The organism is Pseudomonas alkylphenolica (assembly GCF_016009175.1).
Lineage (GTDB): Bacteria > Pseudomonadota > Gammaproteobacteria > Pseudomonadales > Pseudomonadaceae > Aquipseudomonas > Aquipseudomonas alkylphenolica_B.
Genome location: NZ_JADUCM010000021.1, coordinates 38,443 through 64,798, shown reverse-complemented (window position 1 = coordinate 64,798; position 26,356 = coordinate 38,443). Strand labels below are relative to the sequence as shown.

28 protein-coding genes are annotated in these 26,356 nt (G+C 60.5%); 15 read left to right on the top strand and 13 right to left on the bottom strand.

All coding sequences use genetic code 11. From position 1 onward, the window contains the following. Nucleotides 1–13: 13 nt before the first annotated feature. From I5S59_RS17810 to I5S59_RS17800, 3 genes are all read right to left on the bottom strand, one after another. Entirely contained in the window at nt 14–1,012 is a 999-nt protein-coding gene (locus tag I5S59_RS17810; protein WP_197877781.1) for an ABC transporter substrate-binding protein, read from the bottom strand. 38 nt (nt 1,013–1,050) lie between these two features. Continuing rightward, nucleotides 1,051–1,887 (bottom strand): ABC transporter ATP-binding protein, encoded by an 837-nt coding sequence (locus I5S59_RS17805; protein WP_232239831.1) that lies wholly within the window; start codon nt 1,885–1,887, stop codon nt 1,051–1,053. Nucleotides 1,888–2,304: 417 nt separating this feature from the next. Then, complete coding sequence (locus tag I5S59_RS17800; RefSeq protein ID WP_197877780.1) at nt 2,305–3,207, bottom strand: DMT family transporter; 903 nt, start codon at nt 3,205–3,207, stop codon at nt 2,305–2,307. Between the two features lie 184 nt (nt 3,208–3,391). Here I5S59_RS17800 and aceK point away from each other — a divergent pair, with 184 nt between their 5' ends. Further along, nucleotides 3,392–5,113 carry a bifunctional isocitrate dehydrogenase kinase/phosphatase gene (aceK, locus tag I5S59_RS17795; RefSeq protein WP_197877779.1) on the top strand — a complete coding sequence of 574 codons (1,722 nt, stop codon included), beginning with the start codon at nt 3,392–3,394 and terminating at the stop codon, nt 5,111–5,113. A gap of 18 nt (nt 5,114–5,131) precedes the next feature. Here aceK and I5S59_RS17790 read toward each other — a convergent pair whose 3' ends face one another. Beyond that, nucleotides 5,132–6,001 carry a DUF6279 family lipoprotein gene (locus tag I5S59_RS17790; RefSeq protein WP_197877778.1) on the bottom strand — a complete coding sequence of 290 codons (870 nt, stop codon included), beginning with the start codon at nt 5,999–6,001 and terminating at the stop codon, nt 5,132–5,134. A 145-nt stretch (nt 6,002–6,146) separates the two neighbouring features. On the opposite strand from I5S59_RS17790, the gene I5S59_RS17785 reads away from it, so the two are divergent. Next, nucleotides 6,147–6,983 (top strand): S1 RNA-binding domain-containing protein, encoded by an 837-nt coding sequence (locus tag I5S59_RS17785; RefSeq protein ID WP_128322286.1) that lies wholly within the window; start codon nt 6,147–6,149, stop codon nt 6,981–6,983. Here I5S59_RS17785 and I5S59_RS17780 read toward each other — a convergent pair whose 3' ends face one another. After that, on the bottom strand, nt 6,984–7,367 hold the full coding sequence (locus I5S59_RS17780; RefSeq protein WP_197877777.1) for a hypothetical protein: 384 nt from the start codon (nt 7,365–7,367) through the stop codon (nt 6,984–6,986). It lies immediately after the preceding gene. A gap of 179 nt (nt 7,368–7,546) precedes the next feature. Between I5S59_RS17780 and I5S59_RS17775 the strand changes: the two genes are divergently transcribed. From I5S59_RS17775 to def, 3 genes are all read left to right on the top strand, one after another. Then, nucleotides 7,547–7,726 carry a CsbD family protein gene (locus I5S59_RS17775; RefSeq protein ID WP_128322283.1) on the top strand — a complete coding sequence of 60 codons (180 nt, stop codon included), beginning with the start codon at nt 7,547–7,549 and terminating at the stop codon, nt 7,724–7,726. Between the two features lie 154 nt (nt 7,727–7,880). Then, the gene (locus tag I5S59_RS17770) at nt 7,881–8,867 is read left to right on the top strand and encodes a YihY/virulence factor BrkB family protein (protein WP_197877776.1); all 987 of its coding nucleotides are present in this window, start codon (nt 7,881–7,883) and stop codon (nt 8,865–8,867) included. After that, nucleotides 8,857–9,396: a peptide deformylase gene (def, locus tag I5S59_RS17765; RefSeq protein ID WP_197877775.1), complete on the top strand. Its 540-nt coding sequence runs from the start codon at nt 8,857–8,859 to the stop codon at nt 9,394–9,396. Before I5S59_RS17770 ends, def begins: the two co-directional genes overlap by 11 nt. Here def and I5S59_RS17760 read toward each other — a convergent pair. Next, nucleotides 9,348–9,800 carry a GNAT family N-acetyltransferase gene (locus I5S59_RS17760; protein ID WP_197877774.1) on the bottom strand — a complete coding sequence of 151 codons (453 nt, stop codon included), beginning with the start codon at nt 9,798–9,800 and terminating at the stop codon, nt 9,348–9,350. The genes def and I5S59_RS17760 overlap by 49 nt on opposite strands. Before the next feature lie 287 nt (nt 9,801–10,087). Here I5S59_RS17760 and I5S59_RS17755 point away from each other — a divergent pair, with 287 nt between their 5' ends. Continuing rightward, nucleotides 10,088–10,345: a DUF2790 domain-containing protein gene (locus tag I5S59_RS17755; protein WP_128322280.1), complete on the top strand. Its 258-nt coding sequence runs from the start codon at nt 10,088–10,090 to the stop codon at nt 10,343–10,345. Nucleotides 10,346–10,356: 11 nt separating this feature from the next. Here the strand turns inward: I5S59_RS17755 and ada are convergent, their stop codons facing one another. The 3 genes from ada to I5S59_RS17740 form a co-directional block, all read right to left on the bottom strand. Then, complete coding sequence (gene ada / locus I5S59_RS17750) at nt 10,357–11,406, bottom strand: bifunctional DNA-binding transcriptional regulator/O6-methylguanine-DNA methyltransferase Ada (RefSeq protein WP_197877773.1); 1,050 nt, start codon at nt 11,404–11,406, stop codon at nt 10,357–10,359. Between the two features lie 76 nt (nt 11,407–11,482). Next, nucleotides 11,483–12,106, bottom strand: a complete 624-nt coding sequence (locus I5S59_RS17745; protein ID WP_197877772.1) for a DNA-3-methyladenine glycosylase family protein — start codon at nt 12,104–12,106, stop codon at nt 11,483–11,485. Beyond that, nucleotides 12,103–13,449: a PLP-dependent aminotransferase family protein gene (locus I5S59_RS17740; protein WP_197877771.1), complete on the bottom strand. Its 1,347-nt coding sequence runs from the start codon at nt 13,447–13,449 to the stop codon at nt 12,103–12,105. The genes I5S59_RS17745 and I5S59_RS17740 overlap by 4 nt, the downstream gene beginning before the upstream one ends. An 87-nt stretch (nt 13,450–13,536) precedes the next feature. On the opposite strand from I5S59_RS17740, the gene I5S59_RS17735 reads away from it, so the two are divergent. Further along, nucleotides 13,537–14,493 carry a threonine dehydratase gene (locus tag I5S59_RS17735; RefSeq protein WP_197877770.1) on the top strand — a complete coding sequence of 319 codons (957 nt, stop codon included), beginning with the start codon at nt 13,537–13,539 and terminating at the stop codon, nt 14,491–14,493. Nucleotides 14,494–14,622: 129 nt separating this feature from the next. After that, complete coding sequence (locus tag I5S59_RS17730; protein WP_197877769.1) at nt 14,623–15,279, top strand: LysE family translocator; 657 nt, start codon at nt 14,623–14,625, stop codon at nt 15,277–15,279. A 220-nt stretch (nt 15,280–15,499) separates the two neighbouring features. On the opposite strand, the gene I5S59_RS17725 is transcribed toward I5S59_RS17730, so the two are convergent. Then, on the bottom strand, nt 15,500–16,288 hold the full coding sequence (locus I5S59_RS17725; protein ID WP_197877768.1) for a helix-turn-helix domain-containing protein: 789 nt from the start codon (nt 16,286–16,288) through the stop codon (nt 15,500–15,502). 114 nt (nt 16,289–16,402) lie between these two features. On the opposite strand from I5S59_RS17725, the gene I5S59_RS17720 reads away from it, so the two are divergent. The 5 genes from I5S59_RS17720 to I5S59_RS17700 all read left to right on the top strand — a co-directional run bounded on the left by I5S59_RS17720 (nt 16,403) and on the right by I5S59_RS17700 (nt 19,605). Beyond that, nucleotides 16,403–16,891 (top strand): GyrI-like domain-containing protein, encoded by a 489-nt coding sequence (locus I5S59_RS17720; RefSeq protein WP_197877767.1) that lies wholly within the window; start codon nt 16,403–16,405, stop codon nt 16,889–16,891. A 107-nt stretch (nt 16,892–16,998) separates the two neighbouring features. Then, nucleotides 16,999–17,433, top strand: a complete 435-nt coding sequence (locus tag I5S59_RS17715) for a YybH family protein (protein WP_197877766.1) — start codon at nt 16,999–17,001, stop codon at nt 17,431–17,433. 87 nt (nt 17,434–17,520) lie between these two features. Continuing rightward, nucleotides 17,521–17,865 (top strand): YciI family protein, encoded by a 345-nt coding sequence (locus tag I5S59_RS17710; protein ID WP_197877765.1) that lies wholly within the window; start codon nt 17,521–17,523, stop codon nt 17,863–17,865. A gap of 19 nt (nt 17,866–17,884) precedes the next feature. After that, entirely contained in the window at nt 17,885–18,370 is a 486-nt protein-coding gene (locus I5S59_RS17705) for an SRPBCC family protein (RefSeq protein ID WP_197877764.1), read from the top strand. Beyond that, nucleotides 18,370–19,605: an RNA polymerase sigma factor gene (locus I5S59_RS17700; RefSeq protein WP_197877763.1), complete on the top strand. Its 1,236-nt coding sequence runs from the start codon at nt 18,370–18,372 to the stop codon at nt 19,603–19,605. Before I5S59_RS17705 ends, I5S59_RS17700 begins: the two co-directional genes overlap by 1 nt. A 3-nt stretch (nt 19,606–19,608) precedes the next feature. Here I5S59_RS17700 and I5S59_RS17695 read toward each other — a convergent pair whose 3' ends face one another. Together I5S59_RS17695 and I5S59_RS17690 are read right to left on the bottom strand one after the other, a co-directional pair. Then, the gene (locus tag I5S59_RS17695) at nt 19,609–20,079 is read right to left on the bottom strand and encodes a MaoC family dehydratase (RefSeq protein WP_128322268.1); all 471 of its coding nucleotides are present in this window, start codon (nt 20,077–20,079) and stop codon (nt 19,609–19,611) included. Nucleotides 20,080–20,113: 34 nt separating this feature from the next. Further along, complete coding sequence (locus tag I5S59_RS17690; protein WP_197877762.1) at nt 20,114–21,058, bottom strand: alpha/beta hydrolase; 945 nt, start codon at nt 21,056–21,058, stop codon at nt 20,114–20,116. A 209-nt stretch (nt 21,059–21,267) separates the two neighbouring features. Between I5S59_RS17690 and fadD2 the strand changes: the two genes are divergently transcribed. Next, nucleotides 21,268–22,956 carry a long-chain-fatty-acid--CoA ligase FadD2 gene (fadD2, locus tag I5S59_RS17685; RefSeq protein WP_197877761.1) on the top strand — a complete coding sequence of 563 codons (1,689 nt, stop codon included), beginning with the start codon at nt 21,268–21,270 and terminating at the stop codon, nt 22,954–22,956. Nucleotides 22,957–23,256: 300 nt separating this feature from the next. Continuing rightward, nucleotides 23,257–24,954: a long-chain-fatty-acid--CoA ligase FadD1 gene (gene fadD1, locus I5S59_RS17680; protein WP_197877760.1), complete on the top strand. Its 1,698-nt coding sequence runs from the start codon at nt 23,257–23,259 to the stop codon at nt 24,952–24,954. A gap of 66 nt (nt 24,955–25,020) precedes the next feature. Here the strand turns inward: fadD1 and I5S59_RS17675 are convergent, their stop codons facing one another. Next, nucleotides 25,021–26,328 carry an NAD(P)/FAD-dependent oxidoreductase gene (locus I5S59_RS17675; protein ID WP_197877759.1) on the bottom strand — a complete coding sequence of 436 codons (1,308 nt, stop codon included), beginning with the start codon at nt 26,326–26,328 and terminating at the stop codon, nt 25,021–25,023. Nucleotides 26,329–26,356 lie beyond the last annotated feature (28 nt).

The following is a 26,356-nucleotide window of genomic DNA, read 5'->3' as shown; positions in this document are numbered from 1 at the left end:
TATGCATCCAGGCTTATTGCGCGGCCGTGGTGGTTTCGATGAACTGGTTGCTGTAGAGCTCGTCGAGCCTGGGCTCCTTGGCGACGATGCCTTCGCTGACGTAGAACTTGCGGACCGCTTCGAGGCGCGCCGGGTCGATCTGGCCGAGCACGGACTGGTTGGCGTAGACATGCTCGACGTACAGGCGGAAGGTTTTCTCCAGCGCAGCTTCCTTGCCGGCATAGGCCGGTACGGCTTTGGCAAAGGTGACGGCGGCGGCCTTGGGGTCCTGGATGATGTCGCGCATGCCCTGCAGGGTGGCCTGGACCACGCCGCCAACGATCTGCGGTTGGTGCTTGATGGCGTCGTCAGAGGCGAGGATTGCCTGGGCCATGCTCTCGAAGATCTCGGCCTGGGGGATCAGGTTGATCTTCAGCCCGGCCTCTTCGGCGTTGACCACCCAGTCCGGAACGCCAGCCATGGCCTGGGCCTTGTTGGCCGAAAACAGCTGCCAGACGCCCGAGGGGCCGGCGGCCTGGATGTCGACGTCGGTCTTGCTCAGGCCGGCTTTGCGCAACGAGGCGAGCAGGGCGTAGTAGGTGGTGTCGGAGTAGGACATCACCGTCAGGGTCTTGCCCTTGAGGTCCTTGATCGACTGGATGTTTTCTGCGGCATTGGTCGCGACCATGGTCACCCCACCGGCGCCGAGCACTGCCACCGCGCGCACCGGAATGCCGTTGGCACGGACCACGATCGGGGTGTCGCCGATGGCACCGCCAAGCAGGGCGTTGCCGGCGCCGATCTGCTTGGCGACATCGACGCCGCCCGTGGCGGCGATGAAGGTCAGGTCCAGGTCCCTGGCACTGTAGTAGCCCTTTTCCTTGGCAATGATCCACGGCGCGAAGGCCGGCGAGTTGGGCGGCGCGGGCAGCAGGTAGGTGACCTTGGTCGGTTCTGCCTGGGCGTTGAGCGCCAGGCCAAGGCCCAGGGCGATGACCGAAGTCTGCGCAAGGCGTTGCAGGGACTTGAACATGCGTACTCCTGAATCGGTTGATGGCCGTGAGGCGTTGATCAATGCAGTTCGGTGTCTTCGCCGACTTTCAGCAGTTCCATCAGGCGCCCCGCCAGCGGGCCGATTTCCGGCAGCTTGCGGCGCTCCAGCGGGTTATCGCGAAACGGCAGGTCGACGGTGATTTCTTCGATGATGGTGCCGGGGCGGGCGCTCATGACCAGCAGGCGGTCGGACATGGCAATGGCCTCGACCAGGTCATGGGTGATGAACAGCGCGGTCTTCTTTTCTTCGAACAACATCCGCGCCAGATCCTGTTGCAGGATCATCTTGGTTTGCGCATCGAGGGCCGAGAATGGCTCGTCGAGGAACAGCACCTGCGGGTCAATGGCCAGGGTCCGGGCCAGGGCGGCCCGCTGGCGCATGCCACCCGACAGCTGGAACGGGTAATGGTCGGCAAAGCCTTGCAGGTGGCAGCGGTTGAGCAGATCTTCGGCAATCGGCTGGCGCTTGGCGGCGGGCATGCCCTGGATCTCCAGGCCCAGCTCTACGTTGCGGCGAATGCTGCGCCAGGGCATCAGCAGGTCCTTCTGCAGCATGAAGGCGACCTTGCGCACCGGGCCGACCACCGCTTCACCGCCGACGAAGACTTCGCCTTCGCTGGGACGGTAGAGACCGGAGCCCATGTTGAGGATGGTGCTTTTGCCGCAACCGGATGGGCCGATGATCGACACCACCTCTCCGCGACGAATCTTGAAGTTCACCTCGCGAATGGCAAAGGGGGCCTCGGACTTGCCCTTGGCCGGGAAGCATTTGCCGACATTGCGAAATTCGATTTCGGTCGGCTCCAGGTCTTCCCTGGAGTGTGGGGTATTCCATTGGGGGGCGATTGCGTACATCTCTTTCACAGCCATTGGGGAAGCTCTCTGGTCTGTTTTATAGGTGATACGCGGTTTAGTGCATGAACAATGCCAAATGTTTAAAAGCACTGTTTTATTTAAAAAATGCTTATTTATTAATGAGTTATTGGATTAAGGTGAAAACCGTTATGTTTTATATATGAAACAAGGTTTTCTATATGGCACGAATTTGCACAACAACTGCGCGTGGCAATTGCTGATGCGAGGAAAAGGGGCTTTTTTCGGTAACGCAAGAGCGGGGCTGGTTTCACAGGTGAAACCAGTGGGCTGAACAGCGCGACCGCTGCGCGCTCGATCGCAGGCTTCGCCAGCTCCCACAGGTTCATCACAGTTTTCAGAATCTCTGCTGGACCTGTGGGAGCGGGTTTACGCGAAGCGGTCGTTATAGTGAAAGAGTCAGGCGCGAACCGGTTTGCCGACCGTCGCAGGCTTGAGCACCAGCCACAGCGCCACTGCAATCAACACCCCGCCATACAGGTGCGCCATCGACAGCGGCTCGTCCAGCAACCAGGCTCCCCAGAGTACGCCGAAGGCGGGGATCATGAAGGTCACGGTGCTGGCCTTGACCGGGCCGATCTCGCTGAGCAGGCGGAAGTACAGAATGTAGGCAAACGCGGTGCACACCAGGCCCAGGCCCAGCAGTGACAGCCACACATCCCAGCCACCCCAGCTGGCCGGTGGTTGCGTGAGTACGCTGTAGCCGAACAGCGGCAGCAGCAGCAAGGTCGCACCCATCATGCTGCCCAGCGCCGACAGCCGGCTATCGAGGCCGCCTTGCTGGTCGAGCCAGCGCCGTGCAAGAAAGCCGGCAAAGCCGTAACAGGTGGTCGCCGCCAGGCACGACAGGGCGCCTTGCAGCAACTGCAGGTCAAACGCCACCGGCCCCGCACCGCTGAGAATGCCGACCCCGAACAGGCCGAGGAAAATACCCCCGAGCTTGCTCGCGGTCATCGGCTCACGGAAGAACAGCACGCCAATCAACACGCCCATCAGCGGTGTGGTGGCGTTGAAGATCGCCGAGTAACCGGCTGGCAGTACCTGGGCTGCGACCGAATACAGGGTGGCGGGTATCCCCGAGTTGATCATGCCCAGCACCAGGCAGGCCTTGAGCTTGCCGTTGAAGTCCCAGCGCACTCGCAGCAGGGCCAGGATCACCAGCAGGCCAAGGCAGGCGATCGATACCCGGAAGAAGGCCGTGGGCAGCGTGCCGAGCACCGGGGCGATAATGCGCATGAACAGAAAGCTCGCCCCCCAGACGGCAGCAAGCACTAACAGGCGGGTGATGGCGATGGGGCTCATTGGAATCTCCGGGTCCTTTGGACAGGGGCGCGAGTTTACGCTGAACCTGCCGGTGGCTCGCTCCCTTTCTTGCGCTGGAATTCCCGGGCGGTGAGTTTGGCCGATACACCCGCACCACCAGGCTTTCCCTGCCTGCGGCGACTGGCTAAGCTCAGGCTTCGACATTCCCGCAGAGGTCTGATGTATGCCCCAGCACTGGCCGGCCGCCGCTATCGCCCGGATGATCCTCGATGGCTTCGACGATTACCGTGAGCATTTTCGCCAGATCACCATAGGCGCCCGCGCCCGTTTCGAGCAGGCTCAGTGGCAGCAGATCCAGAGTGCATCGGCGGCACGCATCAACCTTTATGAGGAAAAGGTCAGCGAGGTCAGCGCCTGGTTGCATCAGGCGTTCGAGGCCGAGGTATTGCTCGAGGTGGCGCAGTGGCCACTGGTAAAGAGTGCGTACATCGGGCTGATCGACCCGCGCCTGGACGATGAACTCTCCGAGACCTGGTACAACTCTATTTTCTGCAGCCTGTTCAGCCACGACCTGATCAGCGACGGCTGCATGTTCATCCATACCACCCGGCCGTCGCTGCGCAGCCACGAGCGCGCAGCGCAGACGCGCACCTACCGGCCACAGGGCGGCCTGGCCAGCGTACTGGCGCAAGTGTTCGCCGATTATTGCTTCGACGTGGCCTACGGCGACCTTGAAGGGGACCTGGCCAGGCTTGAAGGGCAACTGCGCGAGAACCTGCCGGACTGGGTGTGCAAGGACCCCGCGCTGGCCGTGGAGCTGTTTACCCCGGTGTTGTACCGCAACAAAGGCGCCTACCTGGTTGGTCGCCTGTACACCCAGGATGAACAGTGGCCGCTGGTGATCCCTTTACTGCACCGCGAAGGCCACGGCATCGAGATCGACGCGCTGATCACCGACGAAGCCGAGGTGTCGATCATCTTTTCCTTTACCCGTTCCTATTTCATGGTCGATGTACCGGTGCCGGCCGACTTTGTCAGCTTTCTCAAGCGCATTCTGCCGGGCAAGCACATAGCCGAGCTGTACACTTCGATCGGCTTCTACAAGCACGGCAAATCCGAGTTCTACCGTGCCCTGATCAACCACCTGGCCAGTACCGACGACCGCTTCATCATGGCGCCGGGTGTACGCGGCATGGTCATGAGCGTGTTCACCCTGCCGGGCTTCAACACGGTGTTCAAGATCATCAAGGACCGTTTCTCGCCGTCAAAGAGCGTCGACCGGGCCACGGTCATCGAAAAATACCGCTTGGTGAAAAGCGTCGACCGGGTAGGGCGCATGGCCGATACCCAGGAGTTTTCCGACTTTCGCTTCCCCTTGAGCAAGTTCGAACCCGAGTGCCTGGCGGAACTGCTGGAAGTGGCGCCGTCGACGGTACAGGTGGAGGGCGACACCGTGCTGGTACGTCACTGCTGGACCGAGCGGCGGATGACTCCGCTCAACCTGTACCTGGAGCACGCCAACGACGCCCAGGTGCGCGAGGCCCTGGAAGACTACGGTCTGGCCATCAAGCAACTGGCGGCGGCAAACATCTTCCCCGGTGACATGCTGTTGAAGAACTTTGGCGTCACCCGCCACGGCCGGGTGGTGTTCTATGACTACGACGAGATCTGTTTTCTCACCGAGGTCAACTTCCGCTATATCCCGCCACCGCGGTACCCGGAGGATGAGATGTCCGGCGAGCCGTGGTATTCGATCGGCCCGCACGACGTGTTCCCGGAAGAGTTCCCGCCGTTTCTGTTCGCGGATTTCGGCCAGCGCCGCCTGTTCAGCCAGTTGCATGGCGAACTGTACGATGCCGATTACTGGAAGGGCCTTCAGGAGGCGATCAGGGGAGGCAAGGTCATCGACGTGTTTCCCTACCGGCGCAAAGCGCGGGAGTGCTGACCCTGGCGGGCACGCCCTTCAGCCTTTCAGGCATTTGAGCTCACTCAGGTCTTTGCGCACCTGGGTCAGCTTCTGCTCCAGGTGCTGGCGCTGTTGCGTGCTGCTCTGGTTCATCAGGTCGACCAGCAGGCTGCGGGCCTGCTGTTCGGTCCGCTGATAGGCTTGGCGGTATTCCGGAGTCCACAGGCTCTCACGGTCTTTGAGTAACTGTTTCAGGCGTGGCTCGAAGCTGTCGCGGGTGCGTTGGTCCATGGCTGCACTGAAGTGCGCCTGCCAGTTTGCGCGGTTGGCGATCCACTGGCGGTTCTGCTCGCCCAGCCCTTGCGACCAGGCCTGGATGCGCGATTGCTGTTGTGCGCTAAGCTCTCCCAGCCAAGGGGTCAGGCGTTTCTCCATGCGCGCTGCACGTGCCTCGACCTGCTCGTCCAGGGGCGTTTTCACGAACCGGGCCTGGCGCTTGTTGATGTCGCTGGCAAAGGCTTCACGCATTTCACGCACCTGTTCATCGTTCATCCCGCGCAACAACTGTGCGGCAGAAGGGGTGATCTGGTCCGCCACCTGGGCAATGGCCTGCTTGGCTTCCTGGGTGCGCAACTGCAGTTGTTGATCGGTGACCTGATTGTTGGCGACCATCTGGCGCACGTCGTCGATCCAGTTCAGGTATTCCGGCATCTGGGTGCGGCAATGCCAGGCAAGTTGCTGTTTGAGCTGTTGGTTGAGCCAGGTCTTTTGCTGGCGGTTCATGCTCAGGTAGTCATTCAATGACCAGGGCACCAGCACATCGAGGTTGCGGTAAGCCAGGTCAATACGGTTGCACGCTACGACCAGCAAGGGCGCAACGACGACAAGCAGGATGGGGCGCAGGTACTTGCACAGGCTGGCGTACATGAGCGAATCCTTGCAAAGGCTTGCTTGAATTTATAGATCAGCCTGGGGCAGTGCGGTTCATTTTGCCGATGAGCCGCCTACGGCGACCGGGCGGGCGGCCCGGTTCGGGTGTAGAATGCGGCCCTCGCTTTGAGGATTTCCGGAAATGGCTTTAGTTGGGCGTTACAACAGTTTGCAAATCGTTAAACACACGGACTTCGGCCTGTACCTGGACGGCGGCGCGGATGGCGAAATCCTCCTGCCCAACCGTTACATTCCCAAGGACACGCCCACGGAGGTCGAAGACTGGCTGAACGTCTTCGTTTACCTGGACAGCGAAGACAAGCTGATCGCGACCACCGAAAAGACCAAATTGCAGGTGGGTGAGTTCGCCAGCCTCAAGGTCAAGGAAATCAACAGCATCGGCATCTTCCTCGACTGGGGCCTGCCCAAGGACCTGTTGATGCCGTACTCCGAAGAAAAGCGCCAGATGCGCCAGGGCGAGTACTGCGTGGTGCACGCCTACCTGGACAAGCGTACCCGCCGGATTACCGCGACGGCACGCCTGGACCGCTACCTGGACAAGGTACCGGCCAATTACACCGTGGGCCAGGAAGTGGACCTGCTGGTGGTCGAAGAAACCCCGATGGGTTTCAAGGCCATCATCAACAACAAGCACTGGGGCCTGATCCACAAAAACGAAGTGTTCAAGTTCCTGCGTTCGGGCAAGCAGGAGAAGGGCTATATCAAGGAGCTGCGCAGCGACGGCAAGATCGCCCTGAGCCTGCAGCCGATCGGTCAGGCCCTGGCGAGTACCCTCAATGACAAGATCCTGAGCAAGCTCAAGGACGCCAATGGCATGTTGCCGGTCAGCGACAAGAGCGACCCGCAGCTGATCAGCGACCTGTTCGGGGTCAGCAAGGGCAACTTCAAGAAAGCCATCGGCGCCTTGTACAAGGATGGCCGCATCGTCATCCACGCTGACCGCATCGAACTGGTCTGATCAGGCCTGCACGAAGGTGGCGAAGCTCAGGTTTTCGCCACCCGGGCGCAGGTCCTGCAGCAACGAGTCGCGATCGGCGCTCAGCGCCAGGCTGATGGTCGAGCGACGCTTGCCCGGATGGCGCACTTCCATTTTCTCCAGGTGGGCCTTGAGAAAGTTGACCGGTACCTTCAGGTGCTGCAGCTCGTCGGTTTCAGGCGTGTGCAGCAGCAGGTTGACCCAGTCGGCCGCCCCTTTGCGCAATACCAGCTTCACCGGCACATCGAACCACCACAGGCTGCGCTTGCTGTCGAGTACGGCAAACAGGGTGTTGTCGCTGGAGAGCACCGGTTTGTCCAGCTCCAGGTTGCGACGGGCGATGGCGGCGGGTTTGTCGAGTTTCATGCAGGTTCCTACGGGTGACGCTTGAAAGGTCGACTATTGTGCTGGCAATGCGGGCAAACATAAAGCGGCGAGCACCTGCAGTTTTGCTGCCGGGAAAATAATTGAAACTCTGCTGACGGGGCATGGGTCCACAGACTGTCGACTCAGACAGCTTGTTTTTCCCCTTCAGGAGAACTCCCATGAGTGGAACCAAAGATAAAGTCAAAGGCATGGCCAACGAAGCCGTTGGCAACATCAAGCAAGGCATCGGCAAAGTCACCGACAATGACCGCCTGCGCGCCGAGGGCAAAGCCCAGGAAATAAAGGGTGAAGCCCAGCAAGTGGCCGGCAAGGTCAAGGATGCCGTGAAAAAGCCCTGAATGCTTTGACTGCAATGACACAACGGCCACGTGAGGTGGCCGTTGTGCTATCTGCGCTAAACAATGTCAAATTAGCGCCGATCGTCGTTTAGACTTCTACGTACCTATCAGTAAAGAGCCTTGTCATGAATATCGAGCGGCGAAAGGAGACGCTATGATTTTTCCCGACCTGCGCGGCTTGCCGTTGCATCGCGTGCTGGTGCGCACCGTCAAGGAGTTCCTCGATGACGAAATGTCCACCTATGCCTCGGCAATGGCGTACCAGATGCTGTTTTCGCTGTTCCCGTTCCTGCTGTTTCTGATTGCCCTGATCGGTTTTTTGCACCTGCCGGACTTTTTCTCCTGGCTGCGTTTGCAATCGGAACTGGTGTTGCCGCCTCAGGCGCTGGAGCAGGTCAACCCGGTAATCGACCAGTTGCAGCAGTCCAAGGGCGGTCTGCTTTCGGTCGGTATCGTCATCGCCTTGTGGACGGCCTCGGCCGGTGTGCGGCTGATGATGAGCGCGATGAACGCGGCCTACGACGTGGTCGAGGGGCGCCCGGTGTGGAAACGCATTCCCCTGTCGATCATTTATACCGTGGGTATTGCCGGGATGCTCCTGGCCGCCGCCGCATTGATGGTGCTGGGGCCGCAGGTGATGGAATGGATTGCCGCGCAGATCGGCATGCAGGAGTTCATTGTCACGGTGTGGACGGTGCTGCGCTGGCCGTCGATCATTGTCTTGATGATGGTCGCGGTGGCCTTGATCTATTACGTGATGCCGGATGTAAAGCAGGAGTTTCGCTTTATTACCCCGGGTTCGGTGCTGGCGGTGGTGGTCTGGATTATTGCTTCGTTGGGGTTTGGTTATTACGTCAAGACGTTCTCAAACTATAATGCAATGTACGGCAGTATCGGTGCGATCATCATTTTGCTGTTGTACTTCTATATTTCTGCCGCCGTATTGTTGTTGGGGGCGGAAATGAATGCCGTCATCGAGCATATGTCTGCCGAAGGTAAGAATCCCGGTGAAAAAGAAGTCGGTGAGCTGGCCCACGAGCATGAAAAACAGCATGTTTCCGGATTGGGTCGCGATCATTCGCTCGATCACCCGGAAACGCCCGAAGGCGAACCCTTGAGTCGAACCTCACATGATTCGTGACATTCTGAAGATGGGCGATGAGCGCTTGCTGCGAATCGCCCCGCCAGTGCCGCAGCACCTGATTGGCAGCGACGAGCTGGAGCAGCTGATCGCCGACATGTTCGAGACCATGCGCCATGTCGGCGGCGTTGGCCTTGCGGCGCCACAGATCGGCGTAGACCTGCAACTGGTGATTTTCGGTTTTGAACGCAGCGAGCGCTACCCGGATGCCGAACCTGTGCCGCAGACGATTCTCCTCAATCCACTGATTACGCCGTTGGGCACGGAAGTGGAAGACGGGTGGGAAGGTTGCCTGTCGGTGCCGGGCCTGCGCGGCGTGGTGCCGCGTTACCGCAGTATTCGCTACGAGGGCGTCGATCCGCAGGGGCGGGTAATTGACCGCCTTGCCGAAGGCTTTCATGCCCGTGTGGTGCAGCATGAATGCGATCACCTGATTGGCCGGCTCTACCCTTCGCGTATTCATGACTTCAACAAGTTCGGTTACACCGATGTGTTGTTTCCCGGGCTTGAGGCCGGTAACGACGACTGAACCCTGGCCATCGCCAGCAGCGGTTTACTGTGTTGGTAGCGGGCCAGCCGTTCGGCCAAAACAGCCGGTAACCGCGTGCAGGTACTGAAACCCTGCTGTTGATAGAACACCTGTAAGTCGGGGTGGCAAAACAGCCAGGTTGTGCCTTCGGCGGATTGCAGCGCTGTTTCGATCAACGCGCCCGCAATCTTTTGTCCCCTGCGGTTTTTTGCCACCCATAACCCGGTCAGCCAATAGCCTCCCGGTACCGGGCTCAGGCTCAATCCCGCCACTATTTCCTCTGCCCGCGCCACCCAGAGTTGCCCTTGGGCCGGTGCGCGCATGGGTGACCCCTGGCTTTTATAAAATTTATTCAGCAAGGGTTGCTCAAGGGCGGTGAGTGGCCCGTAGCGTAGGAGAGTCATCGGTGTAGTCCTGCAGAGGCTCTGCTCCGGGCTTTTACACGCATGGGGCAGGGCTGTCGAGGGGGTGAAGGCGGATGCATTGTTGCAGTTTTGGTAACAGTGAATGTCCGGGGCAGGGATTTAACCGTTTGGGGCAACTTGTAAACTAGGTGTGTCCCAACAGAAAAGAAACAGTGGGACCGGTACTTCGTGTTATGTCTTACATCACTGATATAACAACTTCTCCGCGCCTCGTTCGGCCCAATGAAGTCAATCGATTAGTTTGATTGCTTTGCAGGCTTATTATCATGAAAAGTTTACTTGTACTTGCCCTTGTTGGTGTGTCTACGTTTGCCTTGGCCGACGAAGTTACAACCGCCAGCGCACAACCGGCTGTTGAGCAATACGATTACTCCACCAACCTGGATATCGCCAAAGTTATCAGTTTGTCGACGCTTCCAAACGTGTGTGAAGTGGTGCCGGCCACCATGGTCTACGAAGATCACCAAGGGCAACGCCACACCCTTGAGTACCGTGCCATGGGTAACGGTTGCACCAACGGTTGATCGCACCTGAGTTACTGCTGTTCCCGCTCCAGTAGTTGTCGTTTGCGCTCGACGCCCCAACGGTAGCCCGAGAGGTTACCGTCGCTGCGCACCACCCGGTGACAGGGAATGGCAACCGCCAGGGCGTTGGCCGCACAGGCCTGGGCGACGGCGCGTACCGCACGGGGAGCGCCGATGCGCTGAGCGATTTCACTGTAACTGGCGGTGGAGCCTGCCGGTATCGTGCGCAACGCTTGCCAGACTCGCTCCTGAAACGCCGTGCCACGCAGGTCCAGGGGCAAATCCAGACCGGTTCCCGGCACCTCGATCAGTCCCACCACTCTGGCCACCAGCGTTTCGAATTGAGCATCGCCCCCGAGCAGGTCGGCTTTGGGGAATTTGTCCTGCAAGTCGTGCAGCAGGGCTTGCGGGTCGTCGCCAAGTAAAATCGCGCAGATCCCGCGATCGCTTTGCGCCACCAGAATGGCACCCAATGAACACTGGCCGATGGCAAAGCGGATGGCCGTGTTGGCGCCGCCGTCGCGGTAGGCGCCGGGTGTCATGCCCAGCCGTGCATTGCTCGACTCGTAAAAGCGGCTGTTGGAATTGAAGCCGGCCTCATACAACGCGTCGGTAATGCTCGGTGCGTGCTGCAACTGGTTGCGCACTTTGCTGGCCCGGTGAGCCGAGGCATAGGCTTTGGGGGTGACGCCAGTGATGGCTTTGAACACCCGGTGAAAGTGGAACGGGCTCATGTTCAGCTGTGCGGCCAGTTGATTGAGGCTGGGCGCCGATTCAGCGTTTTCGATCAGCTGGCAGGCGCGCGTCACCTGTGCGCGATGCTGTTCGGCCATCAGCGTCTGATCGGCGCCGCGGCGCTTGCTCGGGCGATAGCCAGCCGCTTCAGCTTGTGCCGGCGTGTCGAAAAACTCGATGTTTTCAATCCGTGGCAGGCGCGAGGTACTGCTCGGGCGGCAGTAAATCCCGGTGGTGCGTACGGCGTAGACAAAGGCCTGGTCTGCTGCGGGATCGCGTGCCAGTACGGCTTGCCAGCGCGGGTCGTTCTCGTTGATGCGGCTCATGCCGGGAATCTCCGGAAAAGTGTCGAGAGGCTCAGGTTAGGACGATCAACGCTGCAAAAAACTCCGGCTCTTGCGTTCAAACTCGACCAGTCGGTACGCGCCAGAGGTACCAGGCGGCTATGGTCCGGTAGGGTTGCCAGGCTTGCCCGCATTCGCTCATTTGCCGACGTGTCAGTGGCGCTTCCAGCCCTTGTAACCGACGGTACCCCTCGCGTACGCCGAAGTCATCGGCGGGCAGGATGTCCATGCGTTCCAGGGTATAGATCAGCAGCATTTCCACGGTCCAGCGGCCCACACCGCGCAAACTGACCAGGCGCTCGATCAACTGTTCATCGTCCAGGGTCATGGCCTGCTCGTGGTCCGGTACCACCCCTTCCACGCGCGCCTGGGCAATGCCCTGAATGGTTGCCAGCTTGTTCGCCGAGAAGCCGCATGCCCGCAGTTGCTCGGGCGTTGTCGCAAGCACCTGCTCGGGGCTTGGGAAGGTACAGCCCGGGTACAGTGCGAGAAACCGTCCAAGAATGGCATCGCCGGCTTTTACATGCAGCTGCTGGTAGGCAATCGCCCGCACTAGGGCCTGATACGGATCACGCTCGGGGCGGGGTTGGTGCTGGCAGGGACCTATGGCCTGGATATGCGCAGCCCAACGTGGATCAAGGGCGGCGAGAAAGGCTTCGGCCTGCTGGTAAAACGTACTCATGACGCCTCCATGGCCTGGGCAACCCGCTCCAGGGCCTGTTTCAGTTGCGCGCGACTACCGGCCGCCGAGAGGCTGATGCGTACGGCAGCCAGATCGCTTTGTTTTACCGCAAAGACTTCGGCCGGCACGACCTCGACTGCATTGGCGCGACAGCGCTGCACCAGCGCTTGTGCAGGGCCGGGGCAACTGACCCAGATATGCGGCGACGGATGCGGGCTGTACACCTGTTGATCATCAAACACCTTGCGTGCCAGGCGCCAGCGTTGTTCAACCTCCTGGCGTTGCCAGGCCAGGCGCCGTGCGGCGGTGCCGTCGGCAATCCAGCGGCAGGCGATCTGCAGGTTGAGCGGCGATACCTGCCAATGTGTGGCCTGGGCATGGGGGTCGACCTTGGCCAGCAGCGCCGGATCGGCAACGATCCAGCCCAGGCGCAAGCCGGCGCCAACGGTTTTCGACAAGCTGCTGACCAGAACTCCCTGTTGGCCCAGTAAAGGCCACAAGGGCGGCTGGTCGGTCAATGCGCCGTATACGTCATCTTCGATCACGAGCAGACCATGACGGTGCACCACCTCGGCTACAGCCTGCTGGCGCTCCCGGCTCATACAGGCGCCCGTGGGGTTCTGCAGGGTCGGCGTGAGCACCACCACGCGCGCACCGGTGGCACGCGCCACGCGGTCGAGGTCGTCGGGCAGGATGCCTTGGCGGTCCTGGGCGATGCCGTGCAGCGGCAGGCGTAACTGCCGGCACGCGGCTTTGACGCCCGGTGCGGTCAGTGCTTCGACCAGCACCGGCTCACCCGCCTGGCACAGTGATAACAACAGAATGAAGAGGCCCTGTTGGGCGCCACCGCACAGCATCAGCTGGCTGGCGCTCAGGTGCAGGCCACGGTGGCTGAACCAGGTTGCGCCGTGAACCCGGGCGCGCAGCAACGCATCGGCATTGAGGTAGTGTTCGAGGCTGCGTACCTGGTCTTCCTGCATCAGGGCCTGCAGGGTGTTTTCGACGTCGTGGCTGTCGGGATCGATCACCGGCACATTGGTCGACAGGTCGATCAGGCTGGGCTGCAGGCTTTTCTGCTTCAGGTGGAACAGCGTGGCCTCCTTGCTCCCGGCCAGCACATAGGTGCCGCGCCCCACTTCACCGCTGACCAGGTGACGCGCGGCGGCTTCCCGGTAGGCCTGTTGCGTGGTGCTGGGGTTGAGCCCGAGGGCCCAGGCCAGTCGACGCTGCGGGGGCAGGCGCTCGCCGACCTGCAGCTCGCCGCATTCGATGGCGGCGGCAATGGCATCGACCAGCGCCAGGTAGCGCGGTTGTTCGCTGATTGGGAGAGTGGGGGTCCACATTTATTGTTGGCCATGCAATATAAGGTTTCACCCATACAATGCCCCGGCGCTAGGATCAGGTCAAACCCACTGCTGCCGAGGTGTTGCATGTTTACCCTGAGCGAATTACGAGAAGCGGCGCACCTGGTGCATGCCAGCGTGCCTGCCACTGCCCAGTACGCCTGGCCGCGACTGGCCGAGCGGCTGGGGTGCGAGGTCTGGGTCAAGCATGAGAATCACGCGCCGACCGGCGCCTTCAAAGTGCGTGGAGGTTTACTCTACGTGCAATGGCTGTTGGCGCAGAAGCCACAGGTGCGCGGGCTGGTCACCGCCACCCGTGGCAATCATGGGCAGAGCATGGCCCTGGCGGCCCGCAACGCCGGTCTGCCGATCATCATCGTGGTGCCGCTGGGCAATTCCCGGGAGAAAAACGCAGCGATGCGCGCGCTGGGCGCGCAACTGATCGAATTCGGCGCTGACTTCGACCAGGCCCGCGAGGAAGCGGCACGTCAGGCCGAATTGCATGGTTATGACAGTGTGCCGTCCTTTCATGCGCAATTGGTGCGCGGTGTCGCGACCTACGCCCTGGAACTGTTTGACGCGGTCGAGGACCTGGATTGTGTCTACGTCCCGATCGGCATGGGCTCGGGTATCTGTGGCCTGATCCAGGCCCGCAACCTGCTGGGGCTGCGGACCGAGATTGTTGGCGTGGTGTCCAGCGCTGCGGATGCCTTTGCCTTGAGTGTCGAGCAAGGCCGCATTGTCACCACCGAGACGGCCGACACCTTTGCCGATGGCATGGCCTGCCGCATGCCCGTCCCGCAGGCGTTCGACATCATTCACCAGCATGCGGCACGGATCGTTCGGGTCACCGATGCTGAAATCGCCCAGGCCATGCGCATCTATCACGAAGACACCCACAACACCGCCGAAGGCGCAGGCGCCGCCGGGCTGGCCGCACTGCTGCAAGAACGTGAGCGCCAGCAAGGGCGCAAAGTGGCGGTGATTCTCAGTGGCGCGAACATTGACCGTGAGCGGTATGCGCGGGTGTTGGGGGAGGGGTGAAAGGTCATTAGCGCGTGGCGCGCCCTGTCCTGACACGGCGCGCCACGCGCAGGGCAATTTCTTCCAATACAGTCAGGGCAATTCCCGCTTTAATAGCGCCTGCCTTCAATGCTGTCGATGGAATGCCCGATGCCGTTCTCCAATGGATTTCTCCTGAGCCTCTCCCTGTGCCTGGATATTGGCATTGCCAATATCGCCATGATCACCCTGGCCATGCAGCGGGGTTTCCTGCAGGGCATGTGGTTGGGGCTGGGCACCTGTGTCGGTGACCTTGTCTATGCAGTAGCGGCCCTGGCCGGGATGACCGTGCTGCTGCAGTTTGAAACCGTGCGCTGGGTGCTGTGGCTGGGCGGTTCGCTGTTGCTGGTGTGGTTTGCGCTGAAGATGCTGTTGGCAGCCTGGCGCGGTGATGGGCAGGTGCAGGCGGCAACGGTTGTCGTCGAGTCGGCCTGGCGCGAGTTTGTCCGCGGCATCTTCCTGGCCATGTCGTCACCCAGCGCCATCCTCTGGTTTGCAGCAGTAGGCGGCGTGCTTATTTCCCGCTCCGGCGGTGGTGGCCTGGTGGAAGCCGGGTTGTTCCTCTCGGGCTTTTTTGCAGCCGGGCTGCTCTGGTGCCTGTCGCTGTGTTTTATTGCCAGCCATGGCGGGCGACTGTTGGGCAACCGTTTGTTGACCTGGTCCTACCTGCTTTCGGCAGCGATCTTCTGCTACTTCGCGGTCTACGTGATTGTCTCCGGCTACCGTGAATTCATCCTGGCCGTACCGGCGCCCGCAGCGGGTCTATAATCAATCCGGGCGCCCGTACGCAGGTGCCGTCGGCTGGAGGATCATTCGAAATGAAAGGTCTTGAAGCGAAGAAAATGACCAAGAAAAAGCCACTGAAAACCGCGGATGAAAAACGTGCCGCCAAACGCGCCAAACGTTCGGCCGCCAGTGGTTTTCTGCCATGACATCGACTGCCGTGGCATTGAACAAGAGCCCCGTCAGGGGCTCTTTCTTTTAGCGGCTAACGCCGCCGCGAAGTGGTCGAGTACGCCTGAGGCGTAACACCCATTACCCGGCCAAAGGCATTGATGAAATGGCTCTGGTCATAAAAGCCCAGGCCCAGGGCTACGTCATTGGCGTGCATGCCGGCGCGCAGCCGCCTGCGTGCCTCGATCAGGCGCAATTGCATGTGGTATTGCAAAGGTCCCACGCCGATGGCCTTTTTGAAACAGCGCACGAAATGGAATTTGCTCAGCTGTGCCGCCTGCGCCAATTGATCGAGTGTCAGGCGCTCGTGCAGATGCGCGCGCATCAAACCCACACTGCGTTCGATTGCCGGAGCCTGTTCGCCGCTGCGCACCTGGGTCTGCTCGAACAATTCGGTCAATACCAGCAGCAGGGCAGGCTCCTGCTCGAGCGCTGTTGGCGCTGCGGCAAAATCGAGGATTGAACGGTACAGTGCCGGGCGCTTCAGCACGCCCTGTTCGAAGGTCGGGCAACCGTGCCCACGGCCCAGATTGTTGTCGCGCATCAACTGCTGCAAGGCTTCGATATCCAGATGCAGGCTGATGTATTCAACGCCGCCTGGGCCGAATGTCGAACCCTGGATGGCCAGCGGGTTGTACAAGGTCACCGCGCCTGCCGGTACTTCAAGCGTGGCGCCATCGAGCCAGATGTGCTCGCAACCGGACAGGTTGGCCCCCAGCACCAGCTCGTCATGCGTGTGCCTGGGAAAACTCGCCGCACAGGCACGCACCCAGGACGATTCGACCAGGCCGCAGGCGTGCAGGGGTTCAGCGATCAGGGGCATGGAGACGTTCGCCAGGCAATAATTGCGACTACGCTAGCGGACTCGTCTACTACCCTGCAATGGCGTTGTGCCCGGCACGATAAACTCACCACTCCCTTCAAGGAGGCAAAGGACATGTCTACCGCGAAATCTGTTGTCGTTCAGCCTGTACGCTTCGAGCAGGCGCAGGCGCTCATCATCGCCGGCCTGGGCGGGCGCTTCAATCAGTCCAGCATCGCCGGGATTCCTGCGCTCTGGCAACGCTTCGGACCGTATATCGGCACGCTGCCGGGGCAAGTGGGGGATTTCACCTATGGCGTGTGCTACCAGGGAGATGGCAAGGGCAACTTCGACTACCTCGCCGGAGTGCAGGTGGATAGCGTCGAGATTCTGCCGGCCGGGTTCAGCCACGTCGAACTCAAACCCCAGCGTTATGCGGTGTTCGAGCACCACGGCAGTCTCGACAACCTTAAAGACACCTTTCAGGCGATCTGGCGCGAGTGGCTGCCCGGCTCTGGCGAGCGACCGGCGCAGGCGCCCGAGTTCGAGCGTTATGGCAAGGGCTTCGATCCCTTCGACAAGCGCTGCGTGATGGAGATCTGGTTACCCCTGGAGTGGCGCTGAATAATTTCTCCACGCCCTGTCGATTCCCCGCGCCGCCATTCGACCATGTATGAACGCACCGATTTGTTCGGTGCACTGACGGTTGTCGAACCTGAGGGGACAAGACCATGACCAGTACCGCCGAAAACGAAATCCGCCAGTTGATCGAGCGCTGGATTCCCGCTGTGCGTGCTCGCGATGTGGACGCCATCACGGCGATCTATGCCGATGACATTCTTGCCTTCGATGCCGTTCAGGCCCTGCAGTTCAAGGGCAAAGCTGCCTACCGTGCCCACTGGCAGGCCTGCATGGAGCATTGCCCCGGTGAAATGGTGTTCGAAGTGGAGCAACTGCAGATCCATGCCACGCCAGAGCTGGCGCTTGCTCACTGGCTCAATCGCTGTGGTCCGGCCGAAGGGGAAGGGGCGGAGGATAAAACCTGTTACATGCGCGCGAGCGTCGGTTATCGGCGCATCGACGGGCAATGGAAGGTCATTCATGAACACTGGTCGGCACCGTTCGACATGGAGTCGGGTGCCGCCCTGTTCTCGCTCAGGCCTTGAGCTGAAAGCGCCCGGGTTTATGCCGAATTGCGCTTTCGCTGGTCGCGCAATCTGCAGTCATAGTGAGCATCTGCGCTGGAGATAACCATGAAATACCTATGCCTGGTCTATTGTGAGGAAGGGCTGTTGCACAGCCAGCCCGACAGCCCCGCCGATGCCGAGTGCATGGCGTACTTCGAGTCGATTGCGGGCAGCGGGCGGATGCTTGCCGCCGAGGCACTCAAACCGGTGCAGACGGCAACCACCGTGCGCATGCGCGGTGGGCACATGAGCCTCACCGATGGGCCGTTTGCCGAAACCAAAGAGCAACTGGCCGGCTTCTACCTGGTCGATGCCCGCGACCTCAATGAGGCGCTGAACATAGCCAAGGGCATACCTGCCGCCAGGGTCGGCAGCGTTGAAGTGCGGCCGATCCGCGAGCTACAGACCTGAAGCGAAGGAGAACAACAATATGAGCCTTCATCCCCCGGCAGCTGCACCTTATGAGCTGTCCCTCTCCCGGCTGATCGACGCGCCACGGACCAAGGTATTCCGGGCCTGGACCGAACCTGAGTTGCTCGCGCAGTGGTGGGGTCCGAACGGCATGACCACGCCCTTGTGTGAAATGCAGTTGTGGGTAGGCGGGTTGTTTCGCACGGTGATGCAGGCGCCCGATGGCGCCGAGTACCCGAACCAAGGCGTATTTCTGGAGATTGTCGTACCAGAGCGGATAGTCTTCACCGATGCCTTTGGCCCGGGGTGGGTGCCGTCGAGCAAAGCGTTCATGACCGCAGTGGTGACGTTCGAGGATGTTCAAGGCAAGACGCAGTACACCGCTCGCGCCTGGCACTGGAGCGCAGCCGATTGTCTGGCGCACGAAGAAATGGGTTTTCACCGTGGCTGGGGTGAAAGCCTGGATCGACTGGTGGCGTTGGTGACCACCCAGATGCCGGGCTGATGGTCACGCCACAGCAGGTACGAGCCGAGGTCGAGTCGGTTTATCAAATCGAGTCGCGACGGATTCTGGCGACGCTGATTCGCTTGCTGGGCGATTTCGACCTGGCTGAAGAAGCCATGCATGAAGCTTTTTTCGTTGCCGTTGAGCGCTGGCAACGCGACGGCATACCAGCCAATCCACGGGCCTGGCTGGTGTCTACCGGTCGCTTCAAGGCCATTGACGGGCTGCGTCGTCGTGCCCGCTTCGACCGTTCTCAGGCGCAATTGATCCTGGCGCTGGAAGCCCGGCAGGAGGATGACGTGAACGATGAGGAGCTGGAAGATGATCGTCTGCGCCTGATCTTCACCTGCTGTCACCCGGCGCTGGCGGCCGATGCCCAGGTGCCGCTGACCCTGCGGGAAGTCTGTGACCTGACCACCGAGGAAATCGCCCGGGCCTTCCTGCAGAGCCCGGCAACCATTGCCCAACGGATCGTGCGGGCCAAGGCCAAGATCCGCGATGCACAGATTCCCTATCAGGTGCCGTCGCTGGCGGAACTGCCCGAGCGCCTGGACAGCGTGCTGCGCGTGATTTACCTGGTATTCAACGAAGGCTATTCGGCGTCATCGGGTGACCAGTTGATGCGCAATGACCTCAGTGACGAAGCGATCCGCCTGGGGCGATTGTTGCAGCAGTTGCTGCCTGACCCGGAAGTACTCGGTCTGCTGGCGTTGATGTTGCTGCAGGCGTCACGACAGGCGGCGCGCAGCGATGAGCATGGCGATCTGATCCTGCTGGACGAACAGGACCGCAGCTTGTGGAATCGCGCGTTGATTGCCGAGGGTAGCCAGTTGGTGCAGCAGGCGCTGCGCACCCAACAATTCGGGGTGTACAGCTTGCAGGCGGCAATCGCCGCAGTGCATGCCGAAGCGGACAGTGCCGAACAGACCGACTGGGAAGAAATCGTCGGCTTGTACGATGTGTTGCTGCGCGGCTGGCCGTCGCCGGTAGTCGAGCTCAATCGCGCCGCAGCTTTGGCCCGTCGTGATGGTCCGCAGGCAGGCCTGCTGGCGGTGGAGGCGATATTGGCACGCGGGCAACTACAGGATTACCACCTGGCCCACAGCGCCCGCGCCGAGCTGTGCCGGCAGCTGGGACGCCTGGACCAGGCCCGCGATGCCTACCAGACCGCGCTGGGCCTGACCGCGCAAGGCGCGGAGCGGCGCTTTATCGAGCGCCGCCTGAGCGAGTTGTGAACCTCAGCCAATGGTGATCGGTGGCGGGCTGACCAGGTCGACAGTCTGCTGTTTGCGCGGTGCGAGGATTTCAGCTACGCCATCGACGACCAGCTCGTCGTTCTGGTTGAACACGCGGGTAGCGATGCGCACCTTGAATTTTGGCAGCTTCTCGAGGATTTCCAGGCGCACGGTCAGGGTGTCGCCGAACTTCACCGGCTTCTGGAAGCTCATGGTCTGCCCCAGGTAGATGGTGCCCGGGCCAGGCAGCTCGCAGGCGACAGCGGCGCTGATCAGCGCACCGCTGAACATGCCGTGGGCGATACGCTCCTTGAACATGCTCTTGGCGGCAAACTCGGCATCCAGGTGCACCGGGTTGTGGTCACCGGACATTGCTGCGAACAGCTGGATGTCACGTTCTTCGACGGTCTTGCTGAAACTGGCGGTCTGGCCGACTTCAAGGGCTTCGTAAGGCGTGTTGGTGACCTGGGTCATTGATTCATTCCTGCAAGGGGCACGGGGTCGGCCGTCATTCGCTACGGGCAGGTCGGCACAGGGCCAACGTCTGCTCCAGCCAGTCGATGATCGCGGCCGTGACCTCGTCACGGTTGGTTTCATTTAGCAGTTCATGCCGCGCTTTCGGGTACAGCTGCAACTGCACACGCTGGTTGCCGGCCAGGCGCAAAGCACCGGCCAGATCCTTGAGACGCTTGCCGGTACTGACCGGATCACATTCACCGCCCATCACCAGGATCGGCAGGTTCGGATCGATCTGCTTGAGGTTGGCTGGCAGGCTGATGTGCTCAAGGCCCATCAACAGGTCGATCCACAACCGGTTGGTGCAACGAAAGCCGCACAGCGGGTCGGCGACATAGCGATCGACCTCGGCGGCGTCACGGCTGAGCCAGTCGAAAGCCGTGCGCGTGGGTTTGAATGCCTTGTTGTACGAGCCGAACGACAGCCACTCGATCAGCGCACTGTGGCCGAGCGGGCCCTGACGCCAGGCTTCGAGTCGGGCAATCACGCAGGCGGCGCGGTACAGCGCCGGTGGCTGGAAGTTCGAGCCGCTCAAAATCGCGCCTTGCAGGCTGGCGCCGTGATGGATCAGGTACGCCTGGGCGATGTAGCTGCCCATGCTGTGGCCGAAGAGAAACACAGGGGTGCCGGGAAACTGCTGGCCGATGTGTTGGCTGAGCAGGCCCAGGTCGTTGACCACCGCACTCCAGCCATTGTGCCGCGCAAACAATCCCAAGGTACCCAGTTCGGCGGTACGCCCATGGCCACGCTGGTCATGGGCGAACAGGGCGTACCCGGCCGCGCTCAAAGCCTCGCCCAGGCGCTGGTAGCGGCCGGCATGTTCGGCCATGCCGTGGGCCAGGAGCACTACCGCCTTGATCGGCGTACTTGGCAGCCATTGATAGACATACAGGCTGCAGTGATCGCTGGCGGCAAGCCAGAACGCGTCGTGTTGCATGGCAGGTCCTTGTGCGCACGGTTGATGAGTCAGCTCAGTGTATAACTCAAGCGTGTAATTGAAGGGCAGCGACAAACAAGATTCACAATGTTAATGACAGCGCTTGGCGTATTTGCCACCTGCGACATACCTGCTAACGTCGGCACAGCACCCTTTTTCGCCACATCGGCAAGAGGGCAGGAACGGCTCAGGTAAGAGGACAAGAATAAATGCAAGCTGATTTCTGGAATGACAAACGCCCCGCAGGTGTTCCTTCGCACATTGACATGAATGCTTACAAGTCAGTGGTCGAAGTGTTCGAACGCTCCTGCAAAAAGTTCGCTGACCGACCGGCCTTCAGCAACCTGGGCGTGACTCTGACCTATGCCGAACTGGACCGTCACTCGGCAGCCTTTGCCGCCTACCTGCAGCAACACACCGACCTGGTGCCGGGCGACCGCATCGCGGTGCAGATGCCCAACGTACTGCAGTATCCGATCGCCGTGTTTGGTGCGTTGCGCGCCGGCCTGATCGTGGTCAACACCAACCCGTTGTACACCGCGCGTGAAATGCGCCATCAGTTCAAGGATTCCGGTGCCCGGGCGCTGGTCTACCTGAACATGTTCGGCAAGCTGGTGCAGGAGGTACTGCCCGATACCGACATCGAGTTTCTTATCGAGGCAAAGATGGGCGACATGTTGCCGGCAGCCAAGGGCTGGCTGGTCAACACCATCGTCGCCAAGGTCAAGAAAATGGTGCCTGATTACCACTTGCCCCAGGCGGTGCCGTTCAAAAGCGCGCTGGGCCAGGGTCGCGGCCAGGTGCCCAAGCCGGTTGCGCTGAACCTCGACACCATCGCCGTGCTGCAATACACCGGTGGCACCACGGGCCTGGCCAAGGGCGCGATGCTGACCCACGGCAACCTGGTTGCCAACATGCTCCAGGTGCTGGCCTGTTTCTCCCAGCATGGCGCCGATGGCCAGCGGCTGATCAAGGAGGGCCAGGAGGTGATGATTGCGCCGCTGCCGCTCTACCATATCTATGCATTTACCGCGAATTGTATGTGCATGATGGTGACCGGCAACCACAACGTGCTGATCACCAACCCGCGGGATATTCCAGGCTTCATCAAAGAGCTGAAGAAGTGGAAATTTTCCGCGCTGCTCGGGCTCAATACCTTGTTCGTGGCACTGATGAACCACCCGGAATTCAAGCAGCTTGATTTCTCTGCCTTGAAGGTCACCAACTCCGGCGGGACAGCGTTGGTCACGGCCACCGCAGAGCGTTGGGAGAGCCTGACCGGCTGCCGGATTGTCGAAGGCTACGGCCTCACCGAAACCTCGCCGGTAGCCAGTACCAACCCCTACGGCCAGCTGGCGCGCCTGGGCACTGTCGGCATCCCGGTGCCGGGAACGGCGTTCAAGGTGATCGACGATGACGGCAACGAACTGCCCATGGGCGAGCGGGGCGAGTTGTGCATCAAGGGCCCGCAGGTGATGAAAGGCTATTGGCAGCACCCGCAGGCAACGGCCGAGTCGCTGGACAGTGAAGGCTGGTTCAAGACCGGGGATATCGCGGTGATCGATCCGGATGGCTTTACCCGGATTGTCGATCGCAAGAAAGACATGATCATTGTCTCGGGCTTCAACGTGTACCCGAACGAGATTGAAGAAGTGGTGATGAGCCATCCGCAAGTGGCCAACTGTGCCGTCATCGGCATCCCCGACGAGCGCTCCGGCGAAGCCGTGAAACTGTTCGTCGTGCCGCGCGAAGGCGGGGTCAGCCTTGAAGAGCTGAAGTCTTACTGCAAGGCCAACTTCACCGGCTACAAGGTGCCCAAGCACATCGTGCTGCGCGAGTCGCTGCCGATGACCGCCGTGGGCAAGATCTTGCGCCGGGAGCTCAGGGATATAGCCTGACGGCTAGCGCAAGCAACTCGCTGCAAGCTGCAGGAAACGAACGCCTGGAAGGGTGTTCAGCTTGTAGCTTGTGGCTTGAAACCAGCCGCTTTAGTCTATTTACTCTAAAAATGACTACGACATGATCAAGAGTCATTTTTGTGACTGTTTGGGCTGCTTTAGCTCTAGGCGACCCTGGGTAAAGCTGCTACTCTCGGCCCGCTTCTGATTTTCTGGTTTGCAATAAACCGTAATCTTATATCAATAATAATCGCATCGACTGCGGTGAAGAATTCGCTGTTGCTGAAGGAGTGGGCTTCCATGATCGAAAATTTTTGGAAGGATAAGTACCCAGCCGGGATTGCGGCACAAATCAATCCTGACGAGTACCCGAATATCCAGGCAGTATTGAAACAGTCCTGCCAACGCTTTGCTGACAAACCAGCCTTTAGCAACCTGGGCAAAACCATTACCTACGGCGAGCTGTATGAACTGTCGGGGGCGTTTGCCGCCTACCTGCAGCAGCATACCGACCTGCAGCCGGGTGATCGCATTGCGGTGCAACTGCCGAATGTCCTGCAATATCCAGTTGCAGTTTTTGGGGCCTTGCGCGCGGGCCTGATCGTGGTGAACACCAACCCGCTGTATACCGCGCGGGAAATGGAGCACCAGTTCAACGACGCCGGTGCCAAGGCGCTGGTGTGCCTGGCCAACATGGCGCACCTGGCCGAGAAGGTAGTGCCCAAGACCCAGATCAAGCACGTCATTGTCACCGAAGTGGCCGATATGCTGCCACCGGTCAAACGCCTGTTGATCAACAGCGTGATCAAGTACGTGAAGAAGATGGTCCCTGACTATCACCTGCCCAACGCGCTCAAGTTCAATGATGTATTGAGCAAAGGTGCAGGCAAGCCGGTGAAAGAGGCGAGTCCTGACCGCAACGATGTTGCCGTGCTGCAGTACACCGGTGGCACCACGGGTGTCGCCAAGGGCGCCATGCTGACCCACCGCAACCTGGTGGCCAACATGCTGCAATGCCGGGCGTTGATGGGCGCCAACCTCAACGAAGGTTGCGAGATCCTGATCACCCCGCTGCCGCTTTACCATATCTATGCCTTCACCTTTCATTGCATGGCAATGATGCTGATCGGCAACCACAACATCCTGATCAGCAACCCGCGCGACTTGCCGGCGATGGTCAAGGAACTGTCGAAGTGGAAGTTCAGTGGCTTTGTCGGTTTGAACACCCTGTTTGTGGCCCTGTGCAATAACGAAGCGTTCCGCAACCTGGACTTCTCGGCACTGAAGATCACCTTGTCGGGGGGAATGGCCCTGCAGATGAGTGTGGCCGAACGCTGGAAAGCGGTAACCGGCTGTGCCATCTGTGAAGGTTATGGCATGACCGAAACCAGCCCGGTAGCGACCGTCAACCCCGCAGAGCAGAATCAGGTCGGCACCATCGGCATTCCCGTGCCGTCGACCCTGTGCAAGATCATTGATGACGCCGGTGTCGAACTGCCATTGGGCGAAGTCGGTGAGTTGTGCGTAAAAGGTCCACAGGTGATGAAGGGCTACTGGCAGCGCCAGGAAGCCACCACCGAAATCCTCGACAGCGAAGGCTGGTTGAAGACCGGTGACATCGCCCTGATCCAGCCTGACGGCTACATGCGCATCGTCGACCGCAAGAAAGACATGATTCTGGTTTCCGGTTTCAACGTCTATCCGAACGAACTCGAGGATGTGCTGGTCACCCTGCCGGGCGTGCTGCAATGCGCGGCCATTGGTGTGCCGGACGAGAAGTCCGGTGAAGTGATCAAGGTGTTCATCGTCGCCAAGCCAGGCGTGACCCTGACCAAAGAGCAGGTAATGGAGCACATGCGTGCCAACGTGACCGGCTACAAGGTGCCACGCTACGTCGAGTTCCGCGATGCCCTGCCGACCACCAACGTGGGCAAGATCCTGCGTCGTGAACTGCGTGATGAAGAGCTGAAAAAGCTCGGCCTGAAAAAGATCGCCTGACCTGCAAAATCGCCGGCAAGCCGGCTCCTACCGATGTGAGTAGGAGCCGGCTTGCCGGCGATTGCGTTAGCGCAGTTTCTCAAGCATCTGGTAGTACCACATCCCCGCCGCCAGCAACGGGTTGCCCAGCACATCGCCCATGGGCACCTTGATGTGCTTGCAGCCTGCAAACGTATCGAACTTCTGCAAGGTACCGGTCAGTGCCTCGGCCATGATTTCGCCCATGATGTGGCTGGTGGCGATGCCGTGCCCGGAGTAGCCCTGGCAGTACCAGACATTGTCCGAGAGCTTGCCCAGCTGCGGAATGCGGTTGACCACGATACCCATCGCGCAACTCCACTGGAACTCGATCGGCACGCCCTTGAGCGCCGGAAAGGTGCGCTCGATGCAGGGCCGCAGCTCACCGGCGATGTCCCGCGAATCACGCCCTGAATAGTTGGCGCCACCGCCGAACAGCAGGCGGCCGTCGGCGGTCAGGCGGTAATAGTCGAGCACAAAACGGCAGTCATACACCGCCAGGTCTTGCGGGTTGATCTGCGCTGCCAGATCGCCCAGCGGAGCGGTGGTGACGATGCCGCCCATGGCCGGGAAGATCTTGCCCTTGAGCTGGCGCTTTTCGAGCTTGTGGTACACGTCGCCGGCCAGCATGATCTGCTTGGCTTCGACCCGGCCCTGGGCGGTAACGATGGCGGGATTATCGCCATGGACAATCTCCAGCACCTCGGAATTTTCGAAGATCAATGCCCCCAGGCTGTGGGCCGCGCGGGCTTCGCCCAGGCACAGGTTGAGCGGGTGCAGGTGCAGGTTGCGGCGGTTCTTCAGGGCGCCCAGGTACAGTGGGCTTTGCAGGTGTTCGGCAATGGCTTTCTGGTCGAGCATCTGCACCTGATCGCCCATGCCGCGGCGCTGCGCTTCTGCTTCGAAGGCCTGTAGTTCCTTGATGTGCGACGGCTTCATCGCGGCATGCAGGTGACCGCGCTTGAGGTCGCAATCGATGCCGTAGCGCTCAACGCGTTGCTCGATGATCTGGTGCCCGCGCCAGCGCAGGTGCCAGATAAAGTCGTCGACGTCCTCGCCGAGCTTTTCGCGCATCTGCTTGCGCATGGCTTCGTCGCCCGAGAGGCTGCCGGTGACCTGGCCACCGTTGCGGCCACTGGCGCCCCAGCCAATGCGGTTGGTCTCGACAATGGCGACCTTGAGGCCGCGCTCGGCCAGTTCGACGGCACTGGCTACGCCAGTAAAGCCTCCGCCGATAATGGCCACATCCACTTTCACCGTACCTTTGAGGGTCGGGTACTGAGTGGTGTCGTTGAGGCTGGCGGTGTAGTAGGAGGCACTGCGCTGGGCAGTGCCGGTGGTGACGGCTGCGTTCATAAAAAATCCTTGGCGCAAAAATAAAAGG

Excerpts from the sequence above, each read along its gene's own strand:
- I5S59_RS17810 (WP_197877781.1), bottom strand. The coding sequence starts at position 1,012 with ATGTTCAAGTCCCTGCAACGCCTTGCGCAGACTTCGGTCATCGCCCTG.
- I5S59_RS17805 (WP_232239831.1), bottom strand. The coding sequence starts at position 1,887 with ATGTACGCAATCGCCCCCCAATGGAATACCCCACACTCCAGGGAAGAC.
- I5S59_RS17800 (WP_197877780.1), bottom strand. The coding sequence starts at position 3,207 with ATGAGCCCCATCGCCATCACCCGCCTGTTAGTGCTTGCTGCCGTCTGG.
- aceK (WP_197877779.1), top strand. The coding sequence starts at position 3,392 with ATGCCCCAGCACTGGCCGGCCGCCGCTATCGCCCGGATGATCCTCGAT.
- I5S59_RS17790 (WP_197877778.1), bottom strand. The coding sequence starts at position 6,001 with ATGTACGCCAGCCTGTGCAAGTACCTGCGCCCCATCCTGCTTGTCGTC.
- I5S59_RS17785 (WP_128322286.1), top strand. The coding sequence starts at position 6,147 with ATGGCTTTAGTTGGGCGTTACAACAGTTTGCAAATCGTTAAACACACG.
- I5S59_RS17780 (WP_197877777.1), bottom strand. The coding sequence starts at position 7,367 with ATGAAACTCGACAAACCCGCCGCCATCGCCCGTCGCAACCTGGAGCTG.
- I5S59_RS17775 (WP_128322283.1), top strand. The coding sequence starts at position 7,547 with ATGAGTGGAACCAAAGATAAAGTCAAAGGCATGGCCAACGAAGCCGTT.
- I5S59_RS17770 (WP_197877776.1), top strand. The coding sequence starts at position 7,881 with ATGATTTTTCCCGACCTGCGCGGCTTGCCGTTGCATCGCGTGCTGGTG.
- def (WP_197877775.1), top strand. The coding sequence starts at position 8,857 with ATGATTCGTGACATTCTGAAGATGGGCGATGAGCGCTTGCTGCGAATC.
- I5S59_RS17760 (WP_197877774.1), bottom strand. The coding sequence starts at position 9,800 with ATGACTCTCCTACGCTACGGGCCACTCACCGCCCTTGAGCAACCCTTG.
- I5S59_RS17755 (WP_128322280.1), top strand. The coding sequence starts at position 10,088 with ATGAAAAGTTTACTTGTACTTGCCCTTGTTGGTGTGTCTACGTTTGCC.
- ada (WP_197877773.1), bottom strand. The coding sequence starts at position 11,406 with ATGAGCCGCATCAACGAGAACGACCCGCGCTGGCAAGCCGTACTGGCA.
- I5S59_RS17745 (WP_197877772.1), bottom strand. The coding sequence starts at position 12,106 with ATGAGTACGTTTTACCAGCAGGCCGAAGCCTTTCTCGCCGCCCTTGAT.
- I5S59_RS17740 (WP_197877771.1), bottom strand. The coding sequence starts at position 13,449 with ATGTGGACCCCCACTCTCCCAATCAGCGAACAACCGCGCTACCTGGCG.
- I5S59_RS17735 (WP_197877770.1), top strand. The coding sequence starts at position 13,537 with ATGTTTACCCTGAGCGAATTACGAGAAGCGGCGCACCTGGTGCATGCC.
- I5S59_RS17730 (WP_197877769.1), top strand. The coding sequence starts at position 14,623 with ATGCCGTTCTCCAATGGATTTCTCCTGAGCCTCTCCCTGTGCCTGGAT.
- I5S59_RS17725 (WP_197877768.1), bottom strand. The coding sequence starts at position 16,288 with ATGCCCCTGATCGCTGAACCCCTGCACGCCTGCGGCCTGGTCGAATCG.
- I5S59_RS17720 (WP_197877767.1), top strand. The coding sequence starts at position 16,403 with ATGTCTACCGCGAAATCTGTTGTCGTTCAGCCTGTACGCTTCGAGCAG.
- I5S59_RS17715 (WP_197877766.1), top strand. The coding sequence starts at position 16,999 with ATGACCAGTACCGCCGAAAACGAAATCCGCCAGTTGATCGAGCGCTGG.
- I5S59_RS17710 (WP_197877765.1), top strand. The coding sequence starts at position 17,521 with ATGAAATACCTATGCCTGGTCTATTGTGAGGAAGGGCTGTTGCACAGC.
- I5S59_RS17705 (WP_197877764.1), top strand. The coding sequence starts at position 17,885 with ATGAGCCTTCATCCCCCGGCAGCTGCACCTTATGAGCTGTCCCTCTCC.
- I5S59_RS17700 (WP_197877763.1), top strand. The coding sequence starts at position 18,370 with ATGGTCACGCCACAGCAGGTACGAGCCGAGGTCGAGTCGGTTTATCAA.
- I5S59_RS17695 (WP_128322268.1), bottom strand. The coding sequence starts at position 20,079 with ATGACCCAGGTCACCAACACGCCTTACGAAGCCCTTGAAGTCGGCCAG.
- I5S59_RS17690 (WP_197877762.1), bottom strand. The coding sequence starts at position 21,058 with ATGCAACACGACGCGTTCTGGCTTGCCGCCAGCGATCACTGCAGCCTG.
- fadD2 (WP_197877761.1), top strand. The coding sequence starts at position 21,268 with ATGCAAGCTGATTTCTGGAATGACAAACGCCCCGCAGGTGTTCCTTCG.
- fadD1 (WP_197877760.1), top strand. The coding sequence starts at position 23,257 with ATGATCGAAAATTTTTGGAAGGATAAGTACCCAGCCGGGATTGCGGCA.
- I5S59_RS17675 (WP_197877759.1), bottom strand. The coding sequence starts at position 26,328 with ATGAACGCAGCCGTCACCACCGGCACTGCCCAGCGCAGTGCCTCCTAC.